19 protein-coding genes are annotated in these 16,323 nt (G+C 69.6%); 6 read left to right on the top strand and 13 right to left on the bottom strand.

Annotated elements, in window-relative coordinates; genetic code table 11:
- Position 1: 1 nt before the first annotated feature.
- The 5 genes from atpB to DFQ14_RS07465 form a co-directional block, all read right to left on the bottom strand.
- Positions 2–784, bottom strand: a complete 783-nt coding sequence (gene atpB / locus DFQ14_RS07445) for a F0F1 ATP synthase subunit A (protein ID WP_114452361.1) — start codon at positions 782–784, stop codon at positions 2–4.
- A gap of 75 nt (positions 785–859) precedes the next feature.
- Entirely contained in the window at positions 860–1,087 is a 228-nt protein-coding gene (locus DFQ14_RS07450; RefSeq protein ID WP_114452362.1) for an AtpZ/AtpI family protein, read from the bottom strand.
- Positions 1,088–1,110: 23 nt separating this feature from the next.
- Positions 1,111–1,614, bottom strand: coding sequence for a Cg1360 family ATP-synthase-associated protein (locus tag DFQ14_RS07455; protein WP_114452363.1), 504 nt, complete (start codon positions 1,612–1,614; stop codon positions 1,111–1,113).
- Positions 1,615–1,624: 10 nt separating this feature from the next.
- Positions 1,625–2,773 carry a glycosyltransferase family 4 protein gene (locus tag DFQ14_RS07460; protein WP_114452364.1) on the bottom strand — a complete coding sequence of 383 codons (1,149 nt, stop codon included), beginning with the start codon at positions 2,771–2,773 and terminating at the stop codon, positions 1,625–1,627.
- Between the two features lie 208 nt (positions 2,774–2,981).
- Entirely contained in the window at positions 2,982–3,629 is a 648-nt protein-coding gene (locus DFQ14_RS07465; protein ID WP_114452489.1) for an L-threonylcarbamoyladenylate synthase, read from the bottom strand.
- A gap of 194 nt (positions 3,630–3,823) precedes the next feature.
- On the opposite strand from DFQ14_RS07465, the gene DFQ14_RS07470 reads away from it, so the two are divergent.
- Together DFQ14_RS07470 and DFQ14_RS07475 are read left to right on the top strand one after the other, a co-directional pair.
- Positions 3,824–4,693, top strand: a complete 870-nt coding sequence (locus DFQ14_RS07470; RefSeq protein WP_114452365.1) for an alpha/beta fold hydrolase — start codon at positions 3,824–3,826, stop codon at positions 4,691–4,693.
- A gap of 31 nt (positions 4,694–4,724) precedes the next feature.
- Positions 4,725–5,705 carry a DUF2332 domain-containing protein gene (locus DFQ14_RS07475; protein ID WP_114452366.1) on the top strand — a complete coding sequence of 327 codons (981 nt, stop codon included), beginning with the start codon at positions 4,725–4,727 and terminating at the stop codon, positions 5,703–5,705.
- A 59-nt stretch (positions 5,706–5,764) separates the two neighbouring features.
- Here the strand turns inward: DFQ14_RS07475 and prmC are convergent, their stop codons facing one another.
- From prmC to DFQ14_RS07515, 8 genes are all read right to left on the bottom strand, one after another.
- Positions 5,765–6,670 carry a peptide chain release factor N(5)-glutamine methyltransferase gene (prmC, locus tag DFQ14_RS07480; protein ID WP_114452367.1) on the bottom strand — a complete coding sequence of 302 codons (906 nt, stop codon included), beginning with the start codon at positions 6,668–6,670 and terminating at the stop codon, positions 5,765–5,767.
- 131 nt (positions 6,671–6,801) lie between these two features.
- Entirely contained in the window at positions 6,802–7,875 is a 1,074-nt protein-coding gene (prfA, locus tag DFQ14_RS07485) for a peptide chain release factor 1 (RefSeq protein ID WP_114452368.1), read from the bottom strand.
- A 90-nt stretch (positions 7,876–7,965) separates the two neighbouring features.
- Positions 7,966–8,199, bottom strand: a complete 234-nt coding sequence (gene rpmE, locus DFQ14_RS07490; RefSeq protein WP_114452369.1) for a 50S ribosomal protein L31 — start codon at positions 8,197–8,199, stop codon at positions 7,966–7,968.
- 141 nt (positions 8,200–8,340) lie between these two features.
- A complete protein-coding gene (locus DFQ14_RS07495; protein WP_114452370.1) occupies positions 8,341–8,991 on the bottom strand; it encodes a response regulator transcription factor in 651 nt (216 codons plus the stop codon).
- Positions 8,988–10,646 carry a sensor histidine kinase gene (locus DFQ14_RS07500; RefSeq protein ID WP_141921345.1) on the bottom strand — a complete coding sequence of 553 codons (1,659 nt, stop codon included), beginning with the start codon at positions 10,644–10,646 and terminating at the stop codon, positions 8,988–8,990. Before DFQ14_RS07500 ends, DFQ14_RS07495 begins: the two co-directional genes overlap by 4 nt.
- Positions 10,647–10,764: 118 nt before the next feature.
- Positions 10,765–11,547 carry a hypothetical protein gene (locus DFQ14_RS07505; protein ID WP_114452372.1) on the bottom strand — a complete coding sequence of 261 codons (783 nt, stop codon included), beginning with the start codon at positions 11,545–11,547 and terminating at the stop codon, positions 10,765–10,767.
- Positions 11,531–12,022, bottom strand: coding sequence for a hypothetical protein (locus tag DFQ14_RS07510; protein ID WP_114452373.1), 492 nt, complete (start codon positions 12,020–12,022; stop codon positions 11,531–11,533). The genes DFQ14_RS07505 and DFQ14_RS07510 overlap by 17 nt, the downstream gene beginning before the upstream one ends.
- Positions 12,023–12,030: 8 nt before the next feature.
- Complete coding sequence (locus DFQ14_RS07515; RefSeq protein WP_158546674.1) at positions 12,031–12,699, bottom strand: signal peptidase I; 669 nt, start codon at positions 12,697–12,699, stop codon at positions 12,031–12,033.
- Positions 12,700–12,931: 232 nt separating this feature from the next.
- Here DFQ14_RS07515 and DFQ14_RS07520 point away from each other — a divergent pair, with 232 nt between their 5' ends.
- The 4 genes from DFQ14_RS07520 to DFQ14_RS07535 all read left to right on the top strand — a co-directional run bounded on the left by DFQ14_RS07520 (position 12,932) and on the right by DFQ14_RS07535 (position 16,251).
- Positions 12,932–13,525, top strand: coding sequence for a TasA family protein (locus tag DFQ14_RS07520; RefSeq protein WP_114452374.1), 594 nt, complete (start codon positions 12,932–12,934; stop codon positions 13,523–13,525).
- Between the two features lie 304 nt (positions 13,526–13,829).
- Positions 13,830–14,429: a TasA family protein gene (locus DFQ14_RS21845; RefSeq protein ID WP_158546675.1), complete on the top strand. Its 600-nt coding sequence runs from the start codon at positions 13,830–13,832 to the stop codon at positions 14,427–14,429.
- Between the two features lie 228 nt (positions 14,430–14,657).
- On the top strand, positions 14,658–15,239 hold the full coding sequence (locus tag DFQ14_RS07530; RefSeq protein WP_158546676.1) for a TasA family protein: 582 nt from the start codon (positions 14,658–14,660) through the stop codon (positions 15,237–15,239).
- Between the two features lie 397 nt (positions 15,240–15,636).
- Positions 15,637–16,251 carry a TasA family protein gene (locus DFQ14_RS07535; protein ID WP_114452377.1) on the top strand — a complete coding sequence of 205 codons (615 nt, stop codon included), beginning with the start codon at positions 15,637–15,639 and terminating at the stop codon, positions 16,249–16,251.
- Positions 16,252–16,323: the final 72 nt, after the last annotated feature.

Here is a 16,323-nt window from a genome sequence, read left to right on the forward strand (position 1 = left end):
GTCAGTGCTCCTCCGCCACGGCACCGCCGATGTAGCTGGCGGTGAGCATGGTGAAGATGTAGGCCTGCAGGAACTGGATCACCAACTCGAAGAACATCAGGACGATGCTCAGAATCAGGGCAAGTGGCCCGGCCACCATGCCCAGAACACCGCCGTGCAGCAGCAAGTACTCGCCGCCCAAGATGAACACCAGCAGGACGAGGTGACCCGCGAACATGTTGGCGAACAGTCGCAGGGACAGCGTCAACGGCCGCACCAGGATGTTCGAAATGAACTCGAGAGGGGTCACCAGCGGCCGAATCCAACCGGGAACGCCGGGCGGCCAGGTCTGGTGCTTGAGGTAACCGACCGCACCGTGCCGCGCGAAGCCCGCACCGTTGTAAACCAGCCAGACGATGAGCGCGATCCCGTAGGGAACACCGGGATTCGACATGGTCGGAAGCTGCAAGAACGGCACGAACCCGAAGACGTTGTTCACCAGGATGAAGGTGAACACGGTGACCAGCAGCGGCAGGTAAGGACGGAGATCCTTACCCCCGATCATGTCGCGACCGATGCTGTTGCGGACGAAGTCGTACGTGCTCTCCGCGGCGAACTGCATCTTGCCGGGCACGAGCGAGGACTTGCGCAGGGCTGCCCAGAAGAAGACGCCGACGATGATGATCGACAGAACCAGCAGCACCATCGGTTTGGTGATCCCGGCCACGATCGGCGGGAAGTCGAAACTGCCGACTCCGGGGGGTTGGAATTCCCCTCCGTCAGCAGCCAGCACCGGTGTGCTCACCTGGGCTCCTTCCGGTTCTCCCGAAGTGCTGCCCCGGACTGACCCGGAGCCACACCTTCGAGGGAATCTTCACGATCAGGACTTAACGTACCTGACGTACACCAGGTACACGGAAGCGGCCCCACCTCCGACAAGCCCCAGAGGCAGGAACAGGGTCGTACCCAGCCACTCGTCCAGTCCCCATCCGACCAGGCCGTAGAACAGCGGACCCGAGAGCATGTAAGCCACAGCGGTCCACGGATCTGCCCGCCGATCATGGCCATTGTCGCCGTGATCAGGGGTTTTGCCGGACGAGGCGTTCATTGCAGCCGCAGGTTACCAGCCGGTTATTCGGCACCTGAACCCGCACCGGCCGCGATATCGCTGGGTACAGGCGTGACGGTGGCCACCCGCCCCCGCAGGAAGCCGACGAGCTCGCCACCGGTCCACACCGCCGCCGCCGCCAGGATCGACAGGGCGAACGCGTGGATGTCGAACCACGCGGTCTCGCGCACCACGAGCAGCAGCGTCAGCAGCACCACGAACTTGCCGCAGTAGCCGCCGATGGCCGCCGCCATCACCGTGCCCGGCTGCGCTCGCGCCGTCCACCGCATCACCGCGATGTTGAACCAGCAGCAGGCGATCACCAGCAACGCCCCGGAAACGGCACCGACAGCCCCCGCGAGGCCGGCAGGCACCGCAGCGATCAGGACGGCGACCAGACCCACCACCAGGGTCGACCACAGCGCGGGCCGCAGCATCGCCGTCGCGAGCCGAAGCACCGTGGTTTCGGTGGTCTCCGTGCCGGGGTCGATCGTCTCGGGCAGAAGCCGCCCGGTGGAAGAATTCATCTGGCTCTCGTCATCTGGCCCGCATCCTGGGAACAAGGGAAATGATACCGGCCACGAGCGCCACGGAGCCCATCACCCAGGCCACCGCGAGCACGTTGAACAGCGTGAGCGAGACCGCGCCGAACGCGAGCACACCCGCCCACAGGTAGATGAGCAGCACCGCACGCCGCTGCGAGTGCCCGATCTCGAGCAGCCGGTGGTGCAGGTGCATCTTGTCCGCGTGGAAGGGACTCTTTCCCGCGCGGGTACGGCGTACCACCGCCAGGACCAGGTCCAGCAGCGGCACGAACAGCACCGCCACCACGACGATCAGCGGCGCGAACAGCCCGAGCGCGTCCTCGGCGGTGAAGCTGGTCGGGTCCATCTTCCCGGCAGCGGTGGTACTGGCCGCCGCGAGCATGAGACCGATCAGCATCGACCCCGAATCGCCCATGAAGATCTGCGCGGGCTGGAAGTTGTACGGAAGGAACCCCAGGCAGGCCCCGGCGATGGTGGCGGCGATCAGGGCGGGCGGGTAGGCGGTGACATCACCGTTCTGGTTCTGCAACAACCCGAGGCAGAACGCGCAGGTGGCGCTCGCGGCGATCAGCCCGATGCCGGAGGCCAGGCCGTCGAGCCCGTCGACGAAGTTCATCGCGTTGATCATCGCGACGGTGAGCAGGACGGTCAGCAGTTGCCCCTGGTTGGGGCTGAGCACCAGTACCGAGCCGACCTCGCTGGCATGGCCGCTCGAGGGCAGCATGAACCAGCGCACGCCCATCAGCACCAGGATTCCGGCAGCGGTGACCTGACCGGCGAGTTTCGTCAACGAGTCCAGTTCGAAGCGGTCGTCGAGCGCACCGACCACCGTGATCAGGCCGCCGGCGAGGATCACGGCGAGAGCGTCGTTGGAGTAGTCGAAACTCCGCGAGAGGGCGGGCAGGTTGTTGGCCACGAACATGCCACCGAGCACGCCCAGGTACATCGCCACGCCGCCCATCCGGGGAATCGGCGCGAGATGGACGTCCCGGCGCCGCGGATGAGCAACCGCGCCGCTCCGGAGAGCCAGCATCCGGACGAGTCCGGTGAACAGGAACGTGACCGCCGCCGACGTCAGACAGATGAGCAGGTACTCCCGCGCCGGGAGACCGGCGGGTGCCCACGCTGGTGTGTTGCCCACGGCGGCGGCTCAGCAGCGGACGGCCACGGGCCGCACGAGCTCGGCGTCCACACCCCACAACGGCATCGTCACAGTTCGGTGTTCCTCCTCACAGTCCACGTTGCGCATCCGCACGTTCACGCTATCGGGCCACGCTCCGGGAGTTCGTCACCGGTCCGGCGCAGTGAAGGGTCGGCCCACGGCACCCGCACCACTCGGATCGCCGCCGCTACTCGGCGGTGACCTCCATGCCGAGGACCTCCGACAGCGCGGCCGAGTCCACCGCACCCTCGCGCAGCACGCGCGGCCGGGCCTGGGTCAGATCCACGATGGTCGAAGCGACCTGATGCTCGCTGGGCCCGGATTCCAGGTAGACCGAAACCGCGTCACCGAGCTGCTCCCGCGCCTGCTCGGCCGTGAGCGCCGGGGGGTTGCCGGTGCTGTTGGCACTCGACACCGCCATCGGCCCCACTTCCCGCAGCAGGTCCAGCGCCACGGGATGCAGCGGCATCCGCAGGTTCACGGTTCCCCGCGTGTCACCGAGGTCCCAGGCCAGCGACGGTGCCTGCGGCAGGATCAGGGACAACCCCCCGGGCCAGAAGGCCTCGATCAGAGCGCGGGCCTGCTGCGGCACCGACAGCACCAGGCCGTCCACCGTGGACCAGGAGCCGACCAGTACCGGAACGGGCATGTCTCGCCCCCGTCCCTTCGCCGCCAGCAGCGATCCCACCGCGCTGGGATCGAAGGCATCGGCGCCGATGCCGTAGACCGTGTCGGTGGGCAACACGACGAGCCCACCGGACCGCACCGTGTTGGCGGCCGCGGTCAGCCCCGCCTGCCGAGTGTCCGGACGCTTGCAGTCGTAGACCGTGCTCACGGGTGTGATCCTGGCACGCCCGCGATGGCGGCGTGCGCGCGGTGCGACCTTGCGCCTGCCGGAATATCCTGACGAATCGTCCGGCACGCCCACGTGCGTGCAGGCGGATGTAGCAACCCGGTCACCGATATCGATGTCGATCAGGGACCTGATCACGAACCGGCCGGGCCGGTAGAAGGAGAGTTGGAGTTCAGATGACCGCCCCACCGCAGGGTGTCGAGATCGAGCACGTCGAGTATCCGGCCGGGAGGATCCGCTACTACCGCGCCGGATCCAGCGGCCCGCCGGTCGTCCTCCTGCACGGGGGTGGGATCGACAACGGGTTGCTGGCCTGGCGGCACACGATCCCGGCGCTCGCGGTGGATCACCGCGTGCACGTGCCCGATCTCCCCGGCCGGGGCGGCAGCGTCGAGTGGACCGGCCGGGCGGACCAGCGCAATCTGGAGGAAGTGCTGCGCTGGCTGCTCGACTCGTGGGGGCTCGAGGAGGCGACCCTGGTCGGCCTGTCCATGGGCGGCAGCATCGCCACCGGATTCGCGTTGCGGCACCCACAGCGCGTGGGTGGGCTGGTTCTGGCCGGCTCCGGCGGGCTGCAGCCCCGGGTCGACAAGCAGGTGCTGCTTCACCTGCTGTTGCGGACGCGCTTCGCCGGGCCCCTCATCGCCCGACTGCTGCCCCTGCACCGGGGGCTCAGCCGCCGGTACCTGGCACGCGGCGCCTTCGGCGATCCGCACTCGGTCCCCGACCTGGAACACATCCTCGACGAGGTGCGCGCCGAGCTGCGTACCTGCGGGTCGGTGTTCACCGACTGGATGACCGACGCGGTGGGGCGGCGCTCGATGCGGGTCAATCACCTTCCCCACCTCGGCCGGATCCACTGCCCCACGATGCTCATCCACGGTGAGCGGGATGCGATGGTGCCCGTGTCCGCCGCGCGCGAAGCGGCCGGGGCCATCCCGGGATCGAAACTGCGGATCGTGCCCGGTGCCGGGCACTGGGTGAACCGGGAACGGCCCAACGAGTTCAACGCCTTCCTGCGGGAGTTCGTCAACGGCGGGCATTGAGCGCGCGGCGAGACCGGACGAGGATGCCGTCATGACCACCGCGAACGAGATCGCCGAGCGCTACCGGGCCTTCGCCGGGCAGGAGGCGTCGCCCTCCTCCCCGCACTACGCGGCCCTGGCGAACGCGGTGGCCGACGATCCCGAGCTCTGCGGGCGCATCGCCGCGTTGCCCGCGCGGTGTCACCAGCCGGCACTGTTCCTCGCCGCGGTGCGTTTCGCCACCGGCTCGATCCCGGTGGACGGCCCGGACCTGCTCGGCCGCGCCTCGACGGCCTGGGAGGCCGTCAGCGGCACCATGCGAGCGCGCTCCACTCAGACCAACGAGCCCGGCCGGTGCGCCGCGCTGCTGCCCGCGTTGCAGGATCTTCCGCAGCCGCTCGCCCTGATCGAGGTCGGAGCCAGTGCGGGACTGTGCCTGCTGCTGGACCGCTACCGCTACGAGTACCGCGGCGTGCGCACCGCCTCGCTCGGTGCCGGGGACTGCAGGCTGGACTGTGAACTTCGCCCGGGGGCGCCGATTCCGCGGTGGATCCCGGACATCGCCTGGCGCGCGGGACTCGATCGCAATCCGCTGGACGTCACCGACGAGCGGGACATGCGCTGGTTGCGGTGTCTCGTGTGGCCGGACATGCCCGCCCGGGCCGAGCGGCTGGAACGGGCCCGCTCCCTCGCGGAAGCCGACCCGCCGCACGTGCGCAGCGGCGACCTCGTCGGCGACCTTCCGGCTCTGCTCGCCGAGGCACCTGCGGCAGCCACACCGGTCGTGGTGCACTCGGCGGTGCTGGCCTACGTCGACGCGGAGCGGGCACGGGCATTCGTGGCGACCGTCCGCGATGCGGGAGCGGTGCGGATCGGGCTGGAGGCACCCATGGCCAGTCCCGCCTCGGACGGTCCCGGCGGGACCGCATCCGCGGGGTTTCGATGGGGCTCGGCGCTCGTGCTCGATCGGGATGGCGAGAGGCTGGCTTCCTGCGCCCATCACGGCGGTTGGCTCGGCCCTCCGCACGAGTGAACTGCCCACGGCACCCGCCCGGCGGCCGCGCATGCCCGTACCGCGCCCGCCCGTGCCGGTCACCTCTCCGGCGCGTGCATCACCATGCGGGGCCGGGGCGGGGCGGTCCGGCGGGCAGTGGCGAAACGAGGCCGGCCCGCGAGGTCGGTGTGCTCCTCGACAGCGGTCAGCACCCGTCGCGCCGACAGCAGGGCGGGCACCGACCCTCCGTGGGTGTCGTCGTGCTCGACGGCCACGTACCCGTCCGGCCGCAGCAGCCGCGCCGCGCAGCCGACCACGTGCCGCACCACGTCGAGACCGTCCCGGCCGCCGAAGACCGCCTCGCCCGGGTCGTGCTCGCCGACCTCGGGAGGGACCGGTGTCCCGTCCGGAACGTAGGGCGGGTTGCACACCACCAGGTCCACCAGCCCCTCGAGCTCCAGCAGCAGCGTCGGTTCGGCCACATCCCCGGCATACAGCCGGACGGGGGTGTCACCGGAGCGCACCCGCTCCTCGGCATTGCGGCGCGCCCAGGACAGCGCCGTGGCATCCTTCTCGACGGCGTGCACCGCGGCATCGGGGCGCGCGTTGGCCAGGGCCAGCGCCAGTGCCCCCGAGCCGGTGCACAGGTCCACGACCACGGGGTTGTCCACCCCCTCCAGGCTCGCCAGCCCCCATTCGAACAGCAGCTCGGTCTCCAGGCGCGGCACGAACACACCCGGGCCGACGGCGAGCGTGACGTTGCCCAGCGTGGCGGTTCCGGTCAGGTGCTGCAGCGGCACTCGCGCGGCACGCCGACGTACCAGCTCCTGCAGCGCCTCGACCACTGCGGGATCCACCAGCGGGACCATCATCAGTTTGGTGCGTTCCACCCCGAGCAGGTGGGCGGCCAGCAACTCCACGTCGGTACGCGGGCTCGCCACGCCTGCCGAGGACAGGACGCGTTCGGCTTCCAGAATGGCCAGGCGCAGCGGTTGTCGACTCACGGGGCAAGCTTAGAGAGTGCGCGGATCGGCTTGCGCAGTGGTGCGGCAGGCGGAACCCCGGTACCTGTCTTCGGGCCGATTTTTTCGCTCGAGGGACCAGCCCGGGCACGAGGACCCGTTCCGGCGGATCCTCACGTGTCGGAGTCCAGCCGCTCCTGCCGGTCGGCCGTGACCAGTGCCGTGATGACGGCATCGAGGTCGCCGTCGAGGACGTGGTCGAGGTTGTAGGCCTTGAAGTTGATCCGGTGGTCGGAGATGCGGTTCTCCGGGAAGTTGTAGGTGCGCACCCGTTCCGAACGGTCCACGGTGCGAACCTGGCTGCGACGGGTTTCGGCGACCTCGCGGTCGGCCTCTTCCTCGGCGATCGCCTGCAGGCGTGCCCGCAGCACCTGGATGGCCCGGAGCTTGTTCTGCAGCTGGGACTTCTCGTTCTGGCAGGACACCACGATGCCGGTCGGCAGATGGGTGAGCCGTACCGCCGAATCGGTGGTGTTCACGCTCTGACCACCCGGCCCGGAGGAACGGTGAACGTCGATGCGCAGGTCTTTCTCGTCGACCTCGACCTCGACCTCCTCGGGCTCGGGATACACCAGCACCCCGGCGGCCGAGGTGTGGACCCGGCCCTGGGACTCGGTGACCGGCACGCGCTGCACCCGGTGGACTCCGCCCTCGAACTTCAGTTGCGACCAGACACCGTCCGGTTCCGTGCCCGCGGCCTTGTTCTTCACCGCCACGGTGACGTCCTTGTAACCGCCCAGGTCGGATTCGGTGGCACCGAGCACCTCGGCACGCCAGCCCTGACGCTCGGCGAAACGCAGGTACATACGCAGCAGGTCGCCCGCGAACAGCGCGGACTCCTCACCGCCCTCACCGGACTTGATCTCCAGGAGGATGTCGGAGGAGTCCCGCGAGTCGCGGGGGATCAGCAGCTCGGTGAGCTTGGTTTCCAGCTCCGGAACCGTCTCCGCCAGCTCGTCCGCCTCCTCGGCGAAGCCGGCGTCCTCGCCCGCCAGTTCCCGCGCGGTGGCCAGGTCGGAACGGGCCTGCTCCAACCGGCGCACGGTCTGCACGATGGGCGTCAGTTCGGCGTGGCGCTTGCCCAGCTTGCGCGCGTGGGCCTGGTCGGCATGGACCTCCGGGTCGGCCAGCCGCTGCTCCAGCTCGGCATGCTCGGCGACCAAGTCCTCGAGCTTCGACGTATCCACGGATGACCCACCTTCACTACGAGCCGACTGCACGAGCAGCAAAACGGCGCCCGCCTCCGCGCGTCGCGGTGGCAGGCGCCGCCGGCTCGGCTATTTCTTGGTGCGAGCGCCCTGCGGGCGACGGCCGTAGCGGGCCTCGAAGCGGGCGACGCGACCGCCGGTGTCCAGGATCTTCTGCTTGCCCGTGTAGAACGGGTGGCAGTTCGAGCACACCTCGACGGCGAGGTTGCCGCTGGTGCGGGTGCTGCGCGTGGTGAAGGTGTTCCCGCAGCTGCCGCAGGTCACCTGGGTTTCCACGTACTCGGGGTGAATGTCGGTTTTCATGCTTTGTCCTCTCCTCGTGGCCGCCGGGTCCACACGACTGGTGCCGTGCGGTGAACCGGTGCCGGAACCAAGCGGACAGTGTGCCAGAAGCACATGCCTGACCTGCAACGCAGGGGGACTCGACGGTATTCCACCCGCCGGTCACCGCCGGGCGTCCTGGTGCAGCGCCACCGCTTCCAGCTGCGAACCGACATCGAGCTTGGTCAGGATGGAGCGGATCTGGGTACGCACGGTGGCCAGCGAGATGTAGAACTCCTGCGCGATGGTCGCTGCCCGCTGCCCCTGCGCCAACCGCTCCAGAACTTCGCGTTCCCGGGTGCTCAGGCGGTCCAGCCGCCCGTGGACGTCCGCGGCCCGGCGGCTCGACTCCCGGTGCAGCGCGAGCCACTGCTTGCGTTGCTCCGGGGTGAGCAGCGCTTTTCCGTTCGCGGCCGCGAGTGCCGCGTTCAGCAGGTCGTCGAAGGACTCCGACTTCGGTACCCAGCCGTTCGCGCCGGCGGCGATCGCCGCGGCCACCCGCTCCTGCTGGGTGCTGCCGGAGACCACGACCACCGACCAGCCCGCCTGGCACAGCGGCCCCACCAGGTCCGCCCCGTCCCTCGGCCTGCCGTCGTCGCCGTTGCCCAGTTCGAGATCGACCAGGGCGAGCCCCGGCGTGTGCTTGTCGGCCTCGTCCAGCACTCCCTCGACGTCGAAGACCGGGCAACGGTGCGCATCGAGGGAATGCGCACGCAGGGCCATGACGAGCGAGGCGGTGACCAGCTGGTGGTCGTCGATCACCAGCACGCTCATGAGCTCTCCGTCCCGATGCAGGCGCGATCCTGCGATGCCGCGGCCGAAGCCGCACTGTTCGCCCGGTGCGGGAGCATCAGCCTCACCCTGTTGATCGGCTGGGTCTTCTCCGCGTGCGCCGTCGTCGCTTCCTCCGCGTGCGCCGCCGGAGCCTCGTCCTCGTGCGCCGCCTCCCCGGTGTCGGAGCCCGCGGCCGATGCGGGCACCTCGACCACCGCGGTGCAACCGGGGTTGTTTCGCGTGGAGGGCAGCATGGTCAGACGGCCGCCCTCCACGTCGAGCAGCTCGGCACTCACGTGCAGCCCCAGCCCGCTGCCGCCCTTGCGCCGGTCGCCGAACTGCCGCTGCACGACGAGCTCCTCGGTTCCCGGGGCCAGCCCGGGGCCGTCGTCGCTCACCTCGATGCGGATCGTCCCGCCGGTCTCGGCCGCGCGGATACGCACCCGTGCACCCGGCGCGTGGCGCTCACAGTTGGCCAGCAGGTTCGTCAGGACCTGCGCGACCGTCGCCGACGAGGCCGTGGTCCGCAGCTCGGCAGGGGCCTGCAGCTCGATGTCCGTGCCCGCGGTGCGGCGGAGCGTGACGAGTTGCTGCAGCAGCGGAGCCAGTTCCGCCTCCTCCCCGGCAGGCCGGGCGGCCGAGCGTTCGAGCAGGTCACGCAACCGCGCCAGCTCGGCCTCCACCGCCGTGCGCAGTTCGCCCTGGTCACCCTCGGGCAGGGCGGCTCCTCCCTGCCCGAGGAGACGGGCCGCGCCGGACAGTCCGACGAGGGCGTTGCGCATCTCGTGGTCACGCTCGTCGTTGCGCTCCCGGCGGCGTTGCTCCTCTTCCCGCATCGCCTGCAGCTGGGCACGTTCGGCCTCCTGCCGCGCCCGCTCCGCTCGGCTCAACGCCCCCGCGTGCACGGCCACGGCGGCCAGCACCGCACCGACCCCGGCGAGACGCAGGACCGCGAAGGGCAGGTACGGGTCGGAAACGCTCGCCGAGCCCGCCTGCAGGACTCCCTGGGCGATGGCGAGCACCAGCACCCCCAGGCCGATCCGCCAGAAGGTCCGCTGCCTGCGGGCGAGACCGAAGCCGGTCATCATCACGCCGACCAGGGCGTAGCCCTCGAAGGCGCCGTGCCCGGCCACGGCGGTCAGCAGGTCGATCGCCTCGACGGGGAACCTCGCGGCCGAGATGCCGACGACGAGCACGATCGCGCTGATCACGAGAACGGACGGCCAGGCGGTGGCCCTCGTCCTCGGTCCACCCGACCACAGCGACAGCGCCAGCAGCGCGACCACGCCGACACTGGCCACGAACCGCGCCGTCTGCAGCGCGACCACGTCGGCATCGGGCCCCGGATCGACGGTCGTGGTGGGCACGACGACGAGCCCGTAGACGAACAGCGCCGCGGCGATGCGGGCGTCCTGCCACTGCCCGCCCATCCGGGTGACGAGCTCGGCCAGGACACCCGCTCCGGCCGCCACCGCAGCCGAGAGCATGGTGATCACGAGGTAGCTGTGCTCGGCGGGCCAGAGCGTCCGGACGGGCCCCAGCGCCACCCCGAGGGCTCCGGCCGCCAGGGCGACGACCACGAGCAGATCGACGAACAGCGCGCCACCACGCGAGCCGAGCACTCGACGAACCCGGCCAACGCTCAACGCATCCATTCACTCGCCTCATTTCCCAGCCCGGGAGGACACCCCGGTTCGGCGACCCCCTGGGGTGGTATCGATCCGACCGGGGCGGATATTACCGGTGAATCGGATTTACTTCTCCGGTCGGACACTACTTGTCGGAGCGCACCAGCCCGCGCCGGGTGCGACCGAACCACAGCGCCAGCGCCCCGGCACCCACCGCCAGCAGGCCGCCGAGCAGGAGCGTACGGACCGGCGAACCGGTGATCGCGAGGAAGGACGAGTCCGAGGAACCGCCGCTTTCGGACACGACCGGAACGGACGCGTCGGCGCTGCCCACCGCACTCGTGGCGTGCCAGACCAGGTCGAACAGGGCCTGGTCGCTCTGGATGCGGTTGTCCACCTCCGCCGGGACCGTCAGTGTCACTCCGACCCGCATCGATTCACCCGGGGCGACCGGCGGCAGGGACACGTCCCGGTCGAGTGCGGCACGGATCGGCATCGAATGCGCCGCTCCGGACTCCGGTTCTGCCGAGAGGCGCAGGGCGGCGCCCAGTTCGCCGTCCTCGCCGGTGCACGTGGTGTCGACGGTGCGTTCGGGAGGGGTGCACCCGTTCTCCTCCTCGGTCAGGTCCGTCGCCCCCACCCCGATCCGGACCTCCTCGTCCGAATCGTTGGTGACGAGTGCGGTGATGCGCTCGGTCGTGCCCGGGACGAGTTCGGTGAGCTCCAGCTCCCCGGGGCCGTCCAGCGTCATGCCCGTCGAGGTGACGTGCAGCCGCATCTCCGGTTCCGAGGAGGTTTCCGGTGCAGCGGCGGCGGGTGATGCCGCGAGCAGCAGGGTGCTCAGCACGGCCCCGACGAAAGCGGGCACGAGTCTTCGGCCGGTGCGCGTGGAGCGGGCCGGCGCCGAGCCGTCACTGTTCCGTCCCATCGGAGGGCACCTCCTCTGCGGTCCGTGTCGACACCGAGCCCTCTGCCGGCTGCTGCGAATCCGGTTGCTGTGTCGGGGCGGTCGCCGGCGAGGTCTGTCCCGAGGTCTGCTGTCCGCCGTCGGCCGACCGGCTCTGCGTCGGCCGGTCTCCCGACTGCGACGGCGGCCGGCTCCGCTGCTCGTCGCCGGTGCCCGGCCGCTCGGCCGAGGCGCTGGGAGCGGCCGTCCGGGCGGGGTTCGAGCTCGGCACACCCGGCTGCGCTCCCCTGTCCGGGGGCGGCACCGTGTCGGGTTCCTTTCCGGGACCGGTGACGGTGTATTCCAGCACCACTTCCGAGTCGGTGAGCCCGGCCTCCGTGGTCCCGGACAGCGCCACGGCACTGGTGATGACGACCAGGGAACCGGCCAGAGCACCGGTCAAAGCGGCCCAGCGTCCCGGTCGGGCGAGACGCTGGGATTGCTCGCATGTGGGCATCGGCATCCTTATCCGTTATCCCCTGTTTCGATGGACGGGCGCAGCGCGGAACGCAGTGCCCCCACCCCGATGATCAGCAGCACCGCACCACCTCCCAGCAGCATGATCTGGGGAAGCCTGCCGTGGGCCCAGCCGAGCCACGGGAGGTGGAACCACACCTTGCCGATGACGTCGTCGGCGACCACGGGTTGCGCGTCCACCGCCTCGTTGGCGTCGCCCCGGGTGGTGAAGCTCACCGATTCTGCCGTCCGGTCCACGGCCACGATCCGGTGTGTGACGCGGTGGCTGCTGCCCAGGGCGTCCGGGCCTCGACTGGAGAAAGTGATCACGTCGCCGACGTGCAGGGAGGCCGGGTCCACCGGCTTGGTCACCACGACCGAGCCGGCCGGGATGGTCGGGCTCATGCTGCCGCTGAGCACCGTCAGCGTCCTCCCGCCCACCACCGCGGGGACCACGGTGATCGAGAGGGCCAGCGCGACCGCCGCGAGGACCACGAGCCCGCCGATCCAGCCCGCGACCCGGCGTACCGGCGACCGTGGCGGTGTCGAGCGCTTCCTCGGGGAATGACCATCATCGCGAGCGGTGTCGGCAGCCACAACCGGCATCTCTTCCGTCGGCATGTCCGTCGGTACGTTCGTCGGTATTTCCTGCGTGACGTCTTCCGTGCTGGCGGTCATTTCTTCTCCCCCTGCGGCGCGTGACCACTGCCGTGGGCGTGGAGCACGTCCACAGCGGAACTCCCAGCGTCGGGGACGGGGGTGATCGGTCGCATCATCAAAACCGGGTATTCGGGTTTCCTCAAGATTGACGACGCAGTTCGACCGGCCGGGCCAGCACGATCTTCGGTGACACGGCAACACCGCCGCCATCATCGCCGCCGCACCGGCGGCCCCGAAGAGAGGACCTTCGATGCGCAACAAGAAGCTCGCCGCCGGAATCGGTGGAGTCACCGCCGTCGCCGCCGCCGTCGCCATCTCCGCAGGCACCTTCGCCGCCTTCTCCGACACCGAGCAGCGCGGCGTCGTCGCCACCGGTGGCACCATGGACCTGCAGATCACCAACAGCCAGTACGGCGACGTGTTCGGCGAGAACGGCATCGTCGACGTGGGCACCGTTTCCCCCGGTGAGACGGTCGGCAAGGCCAAATTCACCGCGAAGAACGCGGGTGACGTGGCCGGCAACCTGAGCATCGATCTTCAGGCGCTGAAGGACGACGGAAACGGCTTCACCGGCCCCGAAGAGGGCGCCGACGGCGAGAACGGCGTCGACGGCGCGAGCGAGGGCGAGCTGCTCGAGAACCTGGTGCTCACCATCAACGGCGGAGGTAACTCCCACACGCTGGAGGATCTCGACGACATTTCCGTCGACAACCTCGCCACGCTCGAGGGCGGCGAAAGCATCAACTACACCCTGAAGCTGTCGGTGAAGGATGCCGGCAACGAGATCCAGGGCGACACGGCCAAGTTCAAGATGGTGGCCAACCTGGACCAGGTCCAGAACTGAAGCGCAGCGACCCCGCAAAGCCACTGATCACTCGCTGAAGCCGGGCCGGAGCATCACACACCTCCCGGCCACGGCATCCACCGAGGAGCCCCGCACCGGCGCCGGTGCGGGGCTCCTCGCGTGCTGTCCCAGTGATCACCGACCGGTCGCGCTCCCCTGCGTCGTCTCTCATCAAAACTGGGTATTCGCGTTTCCTCAACTTTGGCGAGTCCGCCGACCCGGCCGGCCCAGCATGCTCGTCGGTGACACGGCAACACCGCCGGCATCGACCGCCACACGGGCGGACATTCGGAAAGGAACCATCATGCGCAACAAGAAGCTCGCCGCCGGACTCGGCGGCGTCACCGCCGTCGCCGCCGCCGTCGCCCTCACCGCGGGCACCTTCGCCGCCTTCTCCGACACCGAGCAGCGCGGCGTCATCGCCACCGGCGGCACCATGGACCTGCAGGTGAGCAACACCCACGGCGACATCTTCGGTGAGAACGGCTACTTCACCGTGTCCGGCACCGTCGCTCCCGGCGACACGATCGGCTCCACCACTTTCACCCTGAAGAACGCGGGTGACGTGGCAGGCAACCTGAGCTTCGACTTCGAGACGGTGACCAACGACGAGAACACCCTCACCGACCCCGAAGAGGACGCCGGCGACAACAGCGCCGACGAAGGCGAGCTGCCCGAGAACCTGCAGCTCGTGGTCGACGGCCCCGGTGGGCAGGACGTGACCACGTCGCTGGATCAGCTCGCGGAGTGGGGATCCTTCAACAACGGTGGCACGCTCGCAGCAGACGAGACGGCCGAGTACAAGTTGACGCTGTCGGTGCCGCAGGACGCCACCAGCGAGTTCCAGACCGACAAGGCCAAGTTCCAGATCACGGCAAACCTGGACCAGCAGGTCCAGAACTGAAAGCACCCCAGCAGGCAGGGCCGCTGACGCGCGCTCGCTGAAAGCCGCGCTCGGCCACGGCGCAGGCGACGGGGCCCCGCACCGGGAGGTGGTGCGGGGCCCCGTTGCGTTCGCCGATTTCCTCAACTTTGACGACGCCGCCGGCCCGCTCGATCCAGCACGATGATCGGCGGCAGGGCACCACCGCCGCCACCGCCTTCCCGCGAATCCCGGGAGAAAGGACCTTCGATGCGCAACAAGAAGCTGGCCGCCGGGATCGGCGGGGCTTCCGCTGTCACCGCCGTCGTCGCCATCACCGCAGGCACCTACGCGTTGCTCAGCGACGAGGAGGAGCGGGGAGCCGTGGCCACCGCAGGCACGATGGACCTGCAGGTGGGCAACCTGAACAGCACCGAGGGCAGCTCCTTCAACGAGAACGGCGCCCTCGAGGTGGGCCCTCTGCACCCCGGCGACTCCAGCAGTGCCTCCTTCACCCTGACCAACGAGGGCAGCGTGGCGGGCAACCTGTCGTTCCGGCTCGAGAAGGACGCCGACGACGAGAACGAGCTCACCGAGCCCGAACGGGACGCCGGTGACGACTCCGAGGGCAAGAACGAGGGCGAGCTGTTCGAGAACCTGAGGATCACGGGCCTCGCCGCCGAGAACGAAAAACTCACGGAGGTCGTCGGCGAGCCCCGCAGCGCCGGAACGCTCGGTCCGGGCGAATCGCGGACCTTCACCGTGAACCTCACGGTCCCGCAGAACGCCACCAGCGTGATCCAGAACGACTCGGCCGGCTTCCAGATCGTGGCCGACCTGAACCAGCGGTAAGCGCACGCGGTCCCGCGCCCGAAAGGTCAGGGAACCGCCGAGCACGTTACCGAGAACAGGGGAGTTTTCCCGAGGGGCACGGGAACTCCCCGCCATGCGCCCGCTGAGCGCAAGCGCGGCCGGGTGTTGTCGGGCTCTTCCCCCGGCCGCCCGCTTCCCGCTCAGCCGCGGCGCAGACAAGCGGGCCCCGCGCCACGACCGGTGCGGGGCCCGCTTGCATCCGGCGACCACACCGGCGCCGACCCCCGCGCCGGTTCGATCACCACCACAGGACCGATCACCATCACGGGCGGAGTTTCGTCAACTTTGACGACGCCGACCGACCGGCCGATCCAGCACGATCTTGCGATAACACGGCACCACCGCTTTCCCGCAATCCGGGAGAAAGGACCCCTCCATGAAGAACAGGAAGCTGGCCGTCGGGATCGGTGGAGTCACCGCCGTCGCCGCCGCCGTCGCCCTCACCGCGGGTACCTACGCGGCCTTCAGCGACTCGGAGCAGCGGGGTGCCGTGGCCACCGCAGGAACGATGGATCTGCAGGCGAGCAGCGCCACGGGCGACGTCTTCAGTGGAAACGGCGTCATCGACGTGGACCCCCTCGCGCCCGGCGACTCCCGCACCGCCGCCTTCACCTTGACCAACAAGGGCGACGTGGCCGGTGACCTGTCGTTCGAGCTCGTACGTGTGGAAAACAACGAGAACAGCCTCACCGAGCCGGAAAGTGCCGCCGGCGACGAGACCGGTGGTGATTCCGTCGGCCGAGGCGGGGGCGAACTGCTCCAGAACCTGGAGTTCACGACCGCCACCGGAGCAGGCGAAACGGTCATCGACGGCAACACGGTGGCAGAGCTCGTCGGTGAGCCGCACAGCGCCGGAACACTGGATGCGAACGAATCCCGGACCTTCGAGGTGGCCCTCGAACTCCCCCGCAACACCACCAACGTGGTTCAGAGCGACTCGGCCCGCTTCGTGGTCAAGGCCGTGCTGAACCAGAACACCGACAACCGGTGAGCGCGGGCGCGCCGAGCGGAGAGCCGCCGAGCGCGCCTGTGAAGGCAAGGGGTTCTCCCACGGGGCATGGGA

The sequence above is a fragment of the Halopolyspora algeriensis genome (assembly GCF_003337235.1).
GTDB lineage: Bacteria > Actinomycetota > Actinomycetes > Mycobacteriales > Pseudonocardiaceae > Haloactinomyces > Haloactinomyces algeriensis.